11 protein-coding genes are annotated in these 11,588 nt (G+C 70.8%); 9 read left to right on the top strand and 2 right to left on the bottom strand.

The window, feature by feature from the left end:
• The first annotated feature begins 20 nt into the window (after window positions 1-20).
• The 9 genes from gap (at window position 21) to secG (ending at window position 9,537) form a co-directional block, all read left to right on the top strand.
• A complete protein-coding gene (gene gap / locus HC251_RS13080) occupies window positions 21-1,031 on the top strand; it encodes a type I glyceraldehyde-3-phosphate dehydrogenase (RefSeq protein WP_219941054.1) in 1,011 nt (336 codons plus the stop codon).
• Window positions 1,028-2,179: a phosphoglycerate kinase gene (gene pgk, locus HC251_RS13075; protein WP_255566397.1), complete on the top strand. Its 1,152-nt coding sequence runs from the start codon at window positions 1,028-1,030 to the stop codon at window positions 2,177-2,179. The genes gap and pgk overlap by 4 nt, the downstream gene beginning before the upstream one ends.
• 29 nt (window positions 2,180-2,208) lie before the next feature.
• Complete coding sequence (gene tpiA, locus HC251_RS13070; RefSeq protein ID WP_219941053.1) at window positions 2,209-2,976, top strand: triose-phosphate isomerase; 768 nt, start codon at window positions 2,209-2,211, stop codon at window positions 2,974-2,976.
• A 222-nt stretch (window positions 2,977-3,198) separates the two neighbouring features.
• Window positions 3,199-4,917, top strand: a complete 1,719-nt coding sequence (locus tag HC251_RS13065) for an ABC transporter substrate-binding protein (protein WP_219941052.1) — start codon at window positions 3,199-3,201, stop codon at window positions 4,915-4,917.
• Window positions 4,918-5,011: 94 nt separating this feature from the next.
• Window positions 5,012-6,022: an ABC transporter permease gene (locus tag HC251_RS13060; protein WP_219941051.1), complete on the top strand. Its 1,011-nt coding sequence runs from the start codon at window positions 5,012-5,014 to the stop codon at window positions 6,020-6,022.
• A complete protein-coding gene (locus HC251_RS13055) occupies window positions 6,019-7,044 on the top strand; it encodes an ABC transporter permease (RefSeq protein ID WP_219941050.1) in 1,026 nt (341 codons plus the stop codon). Before HC251_RS13060 ends, HC251_RS13055 begins: the two co-directional genes overlap by 4 nt.
• A complete protein-coding gene (locus HC251_RS13050; protein ID WP_219941049.1) occupies window positions 7,041-8,138 on the top strand; it encodes an ABC transporter ATP-binding protein in 1,098 nt (365 codons plus the stop codon). The genes HC251_RS13055 and HC251_RS13050 overlap by 4 nt, the downstream gene beginning before the upstream one ends.
• A gap of 5 nt (window positions 8,139-8,143) precedes the next feature.
• Window positions 8,144-9,211, top strand: coding sequence for an ABC transporter ATP-binding protein (locus HC251_RS13045; RefSeq protein WP_370651298.1), 1,068 nt, complete (start codon window positions 8,144-8,146; stop codon window positions 9,209-9,211).
• Window positions 9,212-9,303: 92 nt separating this feature from the next.
• Window positions 9,304-9,537, top strand: coding sequence for a preprotein translocase subunit SecG (gene secG / locus HC251_RS13040; RefSeq protein ID WP_255566396.1), 234 nt, complete (start codon window positions 9,304-9,306; stop codon window positions 9,535-9,537).
• Window positions 9,538-9,781: 244 nt separating this feature from the next.
• Here secG and HC251_RS13035 read toward each other — a convergent pair whose 3' ends face one another.
• Together HC251_RS13035 and HC251_RS13030 are read right to left on the bottom strand one after the other, a co-directional pair.
• Complete coding sequence (locus HC251_RS13035; RefSeq protein ID WP_219941048.1) at window positions 9,782-10,438, bottom strand: N-acetyltransferase; 657 nt, start codon at window positions 10,436-10,438, stop codon at window positions 9,782-9,784.
• A 25-nt stretch (window positions 10,439-10,463) separates the two neighbouring features.
• The gene (locus HC251_RS13030; RefSeq protein WP_219941047.1) at window positions 10,464-11,516 is read right to left on the bottom strand and encodes a bifunctional 2-polyprenyl-6-hydroxyphenol methylase/3-demethylubiquinol 3-O-methyltransferase UbiG; all 1,053 of its coding nucleotides are present in this window, start codon (window positions 11,514-11,516) and stop codon (window positions 10,464-10,466) included.
• Between the last annotated feature and the right edge of the window lie 72 nt (window positions 11,517-11,588).

Raw genomic sequence — 11,588 nt, 5'->3', positions numbered from 1 at the left:
CTCAAAGGGGTCTGCCCAGCATGAGCATCCGTGTCGGCATCAACGGCTTCGGTCGCATCGGCCGCAACATCTTCCGGGCGGTGAAGGCATCCGGCGCCGACATCGACTTCGTGGCCGCCAACGACCTCGGTTCGGTCGACACCATGGCCCACCTCCTGAAGTACGACACGATCGGCGGCCAGTTCCCCGGGGACGTGAAGGTCGTCGACGACGGCATCGAGGTCGACGGTGACACGGTCAAGATCCTCGCCGAGCGCGACCCGGCCAAGCTGCCCTGGGGCGACCTCGGCGTCGACGTGGTCATCGAGTCCACCGGGTTCTTCACCTCCCGCGACGCTGCCGCCGCCCACGTCGAGGCCGGTGCGCCCCGCGTGATCGTCTCGGCCCCGGCCACCAACGCCGACGCCACCTTCGTAGTCGGCGTCAACGACGACACCTTCGACCCCGAGAAGCACATCGTGGTGTCGAACGCGTCCTGCACCACGAACTGCTTCGTCCCCATGGTCAAGGTCCTCGACGACGCCTTCGGCGTCGAGAAGGGCCTGATGAACACCATCCACGCCTACACCGGCGACCAGCAGCTGGTGGACGGGCCGCACAAGGACCTGCGCCGAGCCCGCGCCGCGGCGGTGAACATCGTCCCGACCTCCACCGGGGCCGCCCGGGCCACCGGGCTGGTGCTCCAGGCCATGCAGGGCAAGCTCGACGGCACCTCGCTGCGGGTCCCCGTGCCGACCGGCTCGATCACCGACTTCACCGGCCTGATCAAGACCGAGGCCACCGTCGACGAGGTCAACGACGCCTTCAAGGCCGCGGCCGAGAGCGGGCCGCTCTCCAAGGTCCTCAAGTACTCCGACGAGCCGCTGGTCAGCTCGGACATCGTCCAGACCCCCTACTCGGTCACCTTCGACTCGGGGCTCACCATGAGCCAGGGCAACCTGGTCAAGGTGCTGGGCTGGTACGACAACGAGTGGGGCTACTCGAACCGCATCGTCGACCTCGCCCTCATCGTCGGCGCCGCCAACAAGTGACCACCGCCGACCCGGCCGCGGTCCCGCGGCTGGAGGACCTCGAGGCCGCCCTCGGCGGGCTCGACGGGAAGAGGATCCTGGTCCGGGCGGACCTGAACGTCCCCCTCCGGGACGGCCAGATCACCGACGACCTCCGCATCCGGGCCGCCCTGCCGACCCTGCGGTGGCTGACCGAGCGGGGCGCGCACGTCACCGCCTGCTCCCACCTGGGCCGACCCAAGGGCGCACCGACCCCGGAGTCCGACATCGAGCCGGTGCGAGCGCGCCTGGGCGAGCTGATCGGCGGTGTCGAGGTCCTCGACAACCTGCGGTGGGACGCCGGCGAGACGGCGAACGACCCCGCCTTCGTCGAGCGCCTCGTCGCCGGCCAGGACGGCTACGTCAACGACGCCTTCGGGGCGTCGCACCGGTCCCACGCCTCGATCGTGGGCCCGCCCCAGCACCTGCCCAGCGCCGCCGGCCGGCTGCTCGCCGAGGAGGTCGACGTCCTGCTGGGCTGTCGCACCAACCCCCGGCGGCCGTTCGTCGGCATCCTGGGCGGGGCCAAGGTCAGCGACAAGCTCGGCGTCATCGGGGCCCTGCTCGACGTGTGCGACAGCCTGATCATCGGCGGGGGGATGTGCTTCACCTTCCTGGCCGCCCAGGGCCACCAGGTCGGATCCTCCCTGCTGGAGGAGGACCAGGTCGACCGGTGCCGGGAGCTGCTCGACTCGGGCGCCCCGCTGCACCTCCCGTCGGACATCACCGCCCTGGGCCCGGGCGGGAAGATCGGCGACCCGGCGGCCGGCGGGGACGTCCGCCAGATGGGTCGCGACCTCCCCGACGGCTGGATGGGCCTCGACATCGGACCCGGGACCGCCGCCGAGTTCTCCGACGTGATCCTCGACGCCCGCCAGGTCCTCTGGAACGGGCCCATGGGCGTGTTCGAGGACCCCCGCTTCGCCGCCGGGACCCGCACCGTCGCCGAGGCCGTGGCCGAGTGCCGGGGCTTCACCGTGGTGGGCGGGGGCGACAGCGCCGCCGCCGTGGCCCAGTTCGACCTGGCCGACCGCATCGACCACATCTCCACCGGCGGCGGCGCCAGCCTCGAGCTGCTCGAGCAGGGTGACCTGCCCGGCCTCGAGGCCCTGCGCGCCGGGCGTTCCTGAACCCCACCGACCCCGAGGACGACGACGACATGGCCACGCGCACGCCGCTGATCAGCGGCAACTGGAAGATGCACCACAACCACTTCGAGGCCCTGGCCACGGTGCAGAAGCTCAACTACCTGCTCGGCGAGGAGGAGGACCTGCAGGTCGAGGTGTCGGTCCACGCCCCGTTCACCGACCTGCGCACCCTCCAGACCGCCATCGAGCAGGACAAGATGCCCATCGTCCTCGGCGCCCAGCACTGCCACTGGGAGGAGAAGGGCGCCTTCACCGGCGAGGTCTCGCCGGCGATGCTGGCCAAGCTGAACGTCCGCTACGTCATCGTGGGCCACTCCGAGCGGCGCGAGCTCTTCGGCGAGTCTGACGAGTGGGTGAACAAGAAGGTCCTGGCGATCCTCGCCCACGGGATGGTCCCGATCATGTGCTGCGGCGAGACGCTCGACGAGCGCGACGCGGGCCAGACCGACGCCAAGGTGGCCGGCCAGGTCCGGGCCGGGCTCGAGGGCGTCAGCCCGGCCCAGGTCGGCGGGCTCGTGATCGCCTACGAGCCGATCTGGGCCATCGGCACGGGCCGCACCGCCAGCGCCGAGGACGCCCAGGCCACGTGCGCCGTCGTCCGTCGCACCGTGGCCGAGGTGGCCGGCGAGGACGCCGCCGCGTCGGTCCGCATCCAGTACGGCGGCTCGGTCAAGCCGGCCAACGCCGCCGAGCTCATGGCCCAGCCCGACATCGACGGGGCCCTGGTGGGTGGGGCGTCGCTCGATGCCGCCGACTTCGCCGGCATCGTCCGCCACTGACGCGTCAGCGCCCCGAAACGCCGGCGTAACCGGCGTCACGCTCGGGCCTGGGCATCGTGCGCCTCACCTCGGTCCCATCGTGACCCATGTGACCAGTCCTGTGCTACCTTGCGCGACCGATCGCCGGGTCACCTGCCAAACCCCCCACCGGCGACCGACACCGGCGGCGCGCCACCTCGGTCCCACCGCCCGGTCACCCCGCATCCCACTGAGGAGACACACATGGTTCGCAGCCGACGGTTGCTCTCTTTCCTGGCCCTGATCCTGGGCTTCGCCCTCCTCGCCGCCTCGTGCGGCGGGAGCGACGACGAGGGGGGTGACGACACCGCCGGCGGCGACGGTGGGGGTGATGAGACCGAGACCACGGTCAACCCCGACGACATCCCCGAGGGCGGCAACCTGGTCCTCGGTGCCGAGCAGGAGCCGGACTGCGTCGACTGGATCTCCAGCTGCGCCGGCGCCAGCTGGGGCTTCTGGACCATGAACGTCAACACCATGCCCCGCACCTTCGACGTGGTGCAGGACGGCGACGAGTGGGTCTACGAGCCGAGCATCCTGCTCGACGGTGAGCCCGAGCTCGAGGAGGAGCCCCAGCAGGTCGTGACCTACACGATCAGCGAGGACGCGGTCTGGAGCGACGGCGAGCCGATCACGTCCACGGACTTCAAGTACACGTGGGACCAGATCGCCAACGGCGAGGACATCTACGACACCACCGGCTACGCCAACATCGAGTCGGTCGACGACAGCGACCCCAAGGTCGCGGTGGTGACCTTCTCTGAGCCCTTCTCCGACTGGAAGGGCCTCTTCGGCGGTGGCTACGGCATCTACCCGTCGCACATCCTCGAGGGCGAGGACCGCAACGCCATGATGGCCAACGGCTACGACTTCTCCGGTGGCCCCTGGATGATCGAGGAGTGGGCCAAGGGCTCCGAGGTCGTGCTCGTCCCCAACGAGAACTACTGGGGCCCCCAGCCGAAGCTGGAGTCGGTCACCTTCCGGTTCGTCACCGACACCGCCGCCGAGTTCCAGGCCTACCAGGCCGGTGAGGTCTCGGCGATCTACCCGCAGCCGCAGCTCGACGTGATCGAGAGCATCAACGCCGGCGTCGAGGGCAACAGCAGCTTCTCCGACCAGACGGGCAACATGGAGGCGTTGTGGATGAACAACTCCGAGTTCCCCTTCGACTCGGTCGCCGTGCGCCAGGCCTTCGCCTACAGCCTCGACCGTGACGCCATCGTCGAGGCCCTCTTCGGGGGCATCGGCCTGACCGAGGCCCTGAACACGCTCGAGGCCCCGATCCTGTCGGCCTTCACCGACACCGAGGCCTTCGCCGACTACACCCTCGACCTCGAGCAGGTCGACTCGCTCATGACCGGCGACGGGTGGGAGAAGAACGCCGACGGGTTCTGGGAGAAGGACGGCCAGCAGGCCGACATCGAGTTCATCACGACCTCGGGCAACGCCCGCCGTGAGCGCACCCAGGAGATCGTGATCGAGCAGGCCGGCGAGGCCGGCTTCAACGTCACCGTCGCCAACCAGGAGGCGGGCACCTTCTTCGGTGAGACCCTCCCCAACGGCGATTACCAGATGGGGCTCTACGCCCAGGTGGCCACCAGCCTGCGCCCGGCGGCGTGCACGCTGTTCTGCTCGGACAACATCCCCAGCGAGGAGAACGACTTCAGCGGTCAGAACTGGCAGCGGGTCAACATCCCCGAGGCCGATCCGCTGATGGCGTCGCTCGACACCTCGACCGACCCCGACGAGATCCAGCAGAACGGCGCCGAGGCCGCCGCCCTGCTGGCCGAGAACGTCGTGTCGCTGCCGCTCGACCCGCTGCCCAACATCCTCCTGTGGAGCGATGACATCCTGGGCAACGTGGCCGACAACCCGATCCTCGGGCCGTTCAGCAACATGCACGAGTGGGGCCTGGCCGCCTAGGCGCTGACGCCAACCCCGTGATCTGAGACCAGGGGCTCGGCACGCAGCGCGTGCCGGGCCCCCGGTCTCTCCCCCCTCTCCTCCCGGTGGCCCCATGCTGATCTACGTCCTGCGGCGGATCCTGATCTCGATCCCCGTCGTCCTCATCGCCTCGTTCCTGCTGTTCTGGTTCGTCCGCGAGACGTTCGACCCCACCGCCCGGCTGCGGAACGTCCGTGACCCTGCGGTGATCGCCCGGGAGACCGAGCGCCTGGGCCTCAACGACCCGGTCCCGGTGCAGTACACCAAGTGGCTCGGCGACTTCGTCCAGGGCGACTGGGGCGAGAGCGCCCGCACCCGACAGCCGGTGACCGGCATGGTCCGCCCGGCGCTGTGGAACACGATCCAGCTGATCTTCTTCGGGGTGATCGTCTCGGCGACGCTGGCGGTGGCCATCGGGGTGTTCGGGGCGCTGAAGCAGTACTCCTTACCGGACTACGTGCTCACCGGGTTCAGCTACCTGGCGATCGCCATGCCACCGTTCTGGTTCGGGTTGCTGGCGATCAACGTGTTCGCCTTCCGGATACCGGAGTGGGCGATCAAGAACGACATCTCGTTCCTGGGCCTCGACAAGCGCCAGGTCGACTTCGTCAACCTCCACCGGGCGCGAGCCAAGGAGACCCTCAGCGGGGCCGAGTACGCCGAGGACTACATCCGCCACCTCATCCTCCCGGTGATGACGCTGAGCGTCCAGATCGTCGGGGCGTGGAGCCGCTACCAGCGCTCGGCCATGCTCGACGTGATGAGCGCCGACTACATCCGCACGGCCCGGGCCAAGGGCGTCCCCCGCCGCAAGGTGGTCTTCAAGCACGGGGTGCGCAACGCACTCATCCCGCTGGTCACGGTGATGGCCATCGACATCGGCCTGCTCTTCGGCGGGCTGCTCGTCACCGAGACGATCTTCTCCATCCCGGGCATGGGCCGGATGTTCGTCCAGGCCCTCCTCCAGGGCGACATCGCCGTGCTGGAGGCGTGGATGGTCGTCGTGGCCATCTTCGTCATCGCCTTCAACCTGCTGGCCGACATCCTCTACAGCATCCTCGATCCCCGGATCCGGCTCTCATGACCGACGACGACGAGCCGACCGCCGGCGGCCCCCGCCCGGGTGACCCCGAGGCCCACTACGTCGAGCTGCTGGAGGACGAGGTCGCGGCCGAGGAGATCGGCACCGAGATCGACAGCGCCCCGCCGCGCTCGCAGTGGCAGCTGTTCCGGCGCCGGTTCTTCCGCCACAAGCTGGCCATGCTCGGCCTGGTGCTGCTGGTCCTGCTGTGCGTGGCCATCTTCGCCGCCGACCTGTGGGTCCCCCAGGACCCGCGGGAGCAGGACATCCTCGCCGGCGTCGAGCCGCCCAGCAGCGAGCACTGGTTCGGCACCGACGCCAACGGGCGGGACTACTTCGCCCGGGTGATCTACGCCGGTCAGATCTCGCTCAAGATCGGCCTGACCGTCGCCCTCATCTCGACCATCATCGGCACCATCACCGGGTCCCTGGCCGGGTTCTTCGGCCGCTGGGTCGAGCAGCTGCTGATGCGGATCACGGACCTGTTCCTCATCGTGCCGGGGATCGCCGTCCTCGCGGTGGCGGTCAAGTTCGCCCAGTCGGACCAGAACCCCGTCGGGCGGTTCGTCCTCGGCAACGGCAGCGAGCCCCGCTTCGGCACCGACTCCATCATCATCTTCGTCCTGGCCATGCTGGGCTGGATGCCGGTGGCGCGGATCGTACGGGGCCAGGTGCTCTCGGTGAAGGAGAAGGAGTTCGTCGAGGCCGCCCGCGCCGTCGGCGCCTCCAACTTCCGGATCATCACCCGCCACCTGCTGCCCAACTGCATCGGACCCATCGTCGTCAACGCCACCTTGGCCATCGCCGTGGCCATCGTCACCGAGTCGACGCTGAGCTTCCTCGGCTTCGGCGTCCAACCACCGGAGACGTCGTGGGGGGTCATGCTCGAGCGCGCCAGAGCGAACATCTCCTTCGACGAGCACCTCCTCTACTTCCCCGGCCTGTTCATCCTCCTGACCGTGCTGGCCGTCAACTTCCTGGGTGACGGCCTGCGCGACGCGTTCGACCCCCAGGCCCGCCGATGAGCCCGGACCTGGAGAAGAACCCCTACGCCGGCGACGAGGACCTCGACCTCTCCACCCTCGAGGTCAGCGGGAGCGACGTGGTCGACGGCGACGTCGTGCTGCGCGTGCGCGACCTCCGGGTGGAGTTCCCCACCGACGACGGTCCGGTCACGGCGGTCGACGGGGTGAGCTTCGACCTCAGCGCCAACGAGACCCTCGGCGTCGTCGGTGAGTCGGGCTCGGGCAAGAGCGTGACCTCGATGGCGATCCTGGGCCTGCTCCCCAAGAACGCCAAGATCACCGGCAGCATCGACTTCCGAGGCACCGAGCTGGTCGGTCTGGGCGAGAAGGACCTCCAGCCCCTGCGGGGCAAGAGCATCGCCATGATCTTCCAGGACGCCCTCACCGCCCTGAACCCGGTGTACAAGGTGGGCACCCAGATCGCCGAGGCCATCCAGGTCCACGAGCCCGAGATGAAGGGCGAGCAGCTGCGCGACCGGGTGGTCGAGATGCTCGACATCGTCGGCATCCCCGACCCGCGGTCACGCGCCGACCAGTACCCCCACGAGTACTCGGGGGGGATGCGCCAGCGGGCCATGATCGCCATGTCGATCGTCAACGAGCCCGACCTGCTCATCGCCGACGAGCCCACCACGGCCCTCGATGTGACCATCCAGGCCCAGGTCCTGGAGGTCATGGAGCGGATCCGGGACCGCACCCGCAGCTCGATCATGATCATCACCCACGACCTCGGCGTGGTCGCCGGCGTGGCCGACCGGGTGCTCGTCATGTACGCCGGGCGGGTGTGCGAGCTGGCCGACGTGGAGTCGGTCTTCTACACCCCGGCCCACCCCTACACCCAGGGCCTCCTCGGGTCCCTGCCCCGCCTCGACGCCCGCTCCAGCGAGCGCCTGGCCCGCATCGTGGGCCACCCGCCGTCGCTGCTGGCCATGCCCTCGGGGTGCGCGTTCCACCCCCGTTGCCCCCACGCGCTGGTGCCGGGGATCTGCCGCGACATCCGTCCTGACCTGGAGCCGCTGCGGGTGGAGGGTCACGCCGCCGCCTGCCACCGCACCGACGAGATCGAGTGGAAGCCCCTGGAGGCTGCGCCGTGAGCCAGATCGACCTCGCCAACGACGCCGCCCCCGCGGCCACCCGCCCGGCCGATGCCGCCCCGCTGCTCGAGGTCGAGGACCTCGTCAAGCACTTCCCGATCAAGGCCGGCCTCCTCAGCCGCCAGGTCGGGGCGGTGCAGGCCGTCTCCGGCATCAGCTTCCAGCTCCACCGGGGCCAGACCCTCGGCCTGGTGGGGGAGTCGGGGTGCGGCAAGAGCACCACCGGGCGACTGGTGATGCGCCTCCTGGAGGCGACCGCCGGCACCGTCCGCTTCGACGGCATCGACGTGCACCGCGCCAGCAACCGCGACGTGCGAGCCCTGCGCCGGCGCATGCAGATCGTGTTCCAGGACCCGTACGCCTCGCTCAACCCCCGCCAGACCGTGCAGGCCATCGTCAGCGAGCCGCTGCGGGTGCACGACCGGTGGAAGGACGGCGGCGCCGACAAGGTCAAGGACCTCATGGAGCTCGTCGGCCTCAAGCCCGAGCACGCCAACCGCTACCCGCACGAGTTCTCCGGCGGGCAGCGCCAGCGCATCGGCATCGCCCGGGCCCTCGCCCTCGACCCCGAGATGCTCGTGCTCGACGAACCGGTGTCGGCTCTCGACGTGTCCATCCAGGCCGGTGTGGTCAACCTGCTCGAGGACATCCAGGACGAGCTGGGGCTGGCCTACCTGTTCATCGCCCACGACCTGTCGGTCGTCCGCCACACCTCCGACCAGGTCGCGGTCATGTACCTGGGCAAGATCGTCGAGCTGGGATCCGCCGACGACCTCTACGACCGGCCCGTGCACCCCTACACCCAGGCCCTGCTGTCGGCGGTGCCCCTGGCCGACCCGCGCAAGCAGCGGGCCCGCCAGCGGATCGTGCTGGAGGGCGACCCGCCCAACCCGGCCAACCCGCCGTCGGGGTGCCGGTTCCGCACCCGGTGCTGGCGCAAGGCCGAGCTGGAGGCCGCCGGCACCGACACCAGCGCCTGCGTCGAGCAGGACCCCCCGCTGGCCAGCGGCGAGTGGGGAGCGACCGAGCACGAGGTGGCCTGCCACTTCCCCAAGGTCCGCGTGATGCTCTGACCGAGGTGGTGATGGCATCACCGCCGGTCGACGCCACTAACCTGATCGCCGGCCCGCAGGGCCGTCCCTGAGCCGTAGGAGCCCGAGAACCCGTGCTGTACCTGGTCACCCCCCTCCACCTGGCTGCGTCGGGGATCCTCATCGTCCTGGTGCTGCTGCACAGCGGCAAGGGCGGCGGCCTGTCGGACATGTTCGGTGGCGGCATCGGGGCCTCGGCCGCCGGGTCCACCGTCATGGAGAAGAACCTCAACCGGCTGACGGTCGTCGTCGCCCTGGTGTGGGCCTTCACCACCATCGCCCTCGGGATGCTCCTCACCAATTCGTAGTCGTTCGCTCGCTGGCGCTCGCTCCACTCCTACGAGCTGAGGGTCCCTCGCTGCGCTCGGGGCTGAAGACCTCTCCGGAGCCGGACCCCTCGTCCGTCGGGGCCACGGCTCCTCTGCGGGGGGAGACCCCCCGCAGCCCCCCAGCGGCTGCGCCGGGCCGCCGGGGGATGGCGACCCCGCCGTCCCCGTTCGCCTGGTTCGCTGCGCTCCTCGCGCTCGCGTCTCGGGCGGGGTTGGGGGGTCGTCAGCGCTGCTGCGGCCAGGCGTGGCCGGGGGGCATGATCGGGTCGCGCCACATGGCGTAGGACGTGGGGCCACCGTCGGGGAGGGGGATCTCCCGGATGAGGCGGAAGCCGTGACGCTCGTAGAGGGCCCGGTTCCGCTCCGAGGTGGCCTCGAGGTAGGCGGCCTCGCCGCCCACGTCGCACTGGGCCAGCACCGACCGCAGCAGTGCCGACCCGATGCCCCGGCCCTGGTGAGACGGGGCGACGGCCAGGAAGTTGAGGTACCACGCGGGCTCGGCCGGGTGGACCGCGGCGAAGGCCTCGCTGCACGCCCCCATCCGGGCGAGGGCCGCCGGGCCCAGGACGCCGAGGCGGGCCTCGAGCTCGGGCTCGTCGTCGGCGTGCACGGCCGCCACGCCGGGTGGGACCCAGAGGGCGACGCCGGCGGCCGGGCCGTCGACCCGGGCCAGGTCGGCGGTGCGGTGGCGGGCCTGGGCGGCGAGGAAGGCGTCGAACAGGACGGGCAGGGTGTCGGCCCGGGCGGCCCGGTCGGGCTCCATCCAGGTGAAGACGGGGTCGTCGAGGAAGGCGGCGGTGAGCACGGTGGCGGCCTCGGCGCGCACGAAGGCGTCGATGCGCTCGATGGAGCGGACGGGGAAGCGGGTGGTGGTGGACATGGTGATCTCCTGGAGGGGGTGAGGGTCAGACCGCGAGGCGGTAGACGCGGAAGAAGCCGGCGTCGACGTCGACGACGTCGCACGAGGAGAAGCCGGCCCGGGCGGCCAGGTCGGCGACGGTCGAGGGCCGCAGGGCGGTGCCGAGGGCGGCGGAGCCCTCCTCGGACATGGAGGCCGGGAGGCAGTGGACGACGCTCCAGCCGTACATCATCCGCTCGACCTCGTCGCCGGGGGCGGTGAAGGCGTCGGCCACGGCTTCGTCGACGACGACGACCACGCCGTCGTCGGTGAGGGCCTGGCGCAGGGCGCGGAGGACCTCGACCGGCTGGGACATGTCGTGGAGGGCCTCGAGGACGAAGGCGGCGTCGACCGGTCCGAGGTCGGCGATCGAGGCCGTGGGGTCGGCGAAGCGCACGTCGACGCCGGCCTGGGCGGCGTGGGCCCGGGCGTCGGCGATCGACGCGGCATCGGTGTCGAGCCCGACGACCTGGGCGGCGGGCCAGGCGGTCTGGATGGCGATGGCGGACCAGCCCTGGCCGGTGCCGACGTCGAGGACGCGGGCGCCGGCCGCGAGGCGGTCGGTCAGGCCGGGGACGGCCGGGATCCAGGCCTTGACCAGGTCGGAGGTGAAGGCGGGGCGGTTGATGGCGCCCTGGCCGTCGCGGAACGTGGCCCCGTAGCGGGCGTAGGGCACGCCGCCGCCGGTGCGGAAGGCCTCGGCCACGTCGTCGAGGACCCCGGCGATCCCGACCACCATCGACGCGAAGGGGGCGAGGTGGTCGCCGTCGATCGGGTCGAGGAGGGCACCGCGGTGCTCCTCGGGCAGGGCGAACCGCAGGGTCTCGGCCACGGCCGAGGGCGAGGCGACCTCGAGGTAGCCGGCGACGGCCTGCTGCTCGCACCACTCCTGGGCGTAGCGGGGGTCGATGCCGGCCCGGTCCGCCAGCTCGGGGGCGGTCAGCGGGCCGTGGCGGTCGAAGGCCTCGTACAGGCCGAGGGTGGTGCCGAGGTGGACGGCGAACAGCTCGAGCGTGCCGATGGTGGCGTCGCAGAGCCGCTGGCTGAGGTCGATGGTCATGGTGGTCCTCCGTGGTGGGGTCTCACCCCCCAGGCGTGATGTCGCGCCTCACGGTGTGACGACCCGAGCCGG

Origin of the sequence: Iamia sp. SCSIO 61187, assembly GCF_019443745.1 — a bacterium.
GTDB lineage: Bacteria > Actinomycetota > Acidimicrobiia > Acidimicrobiales > Iamiaceae > Iamia.
The sequence above is the reverse complement of the archived record's forward strand: the minus strand, read 5'-3'. Positions and strand labels throughout refer to the sequence as shown.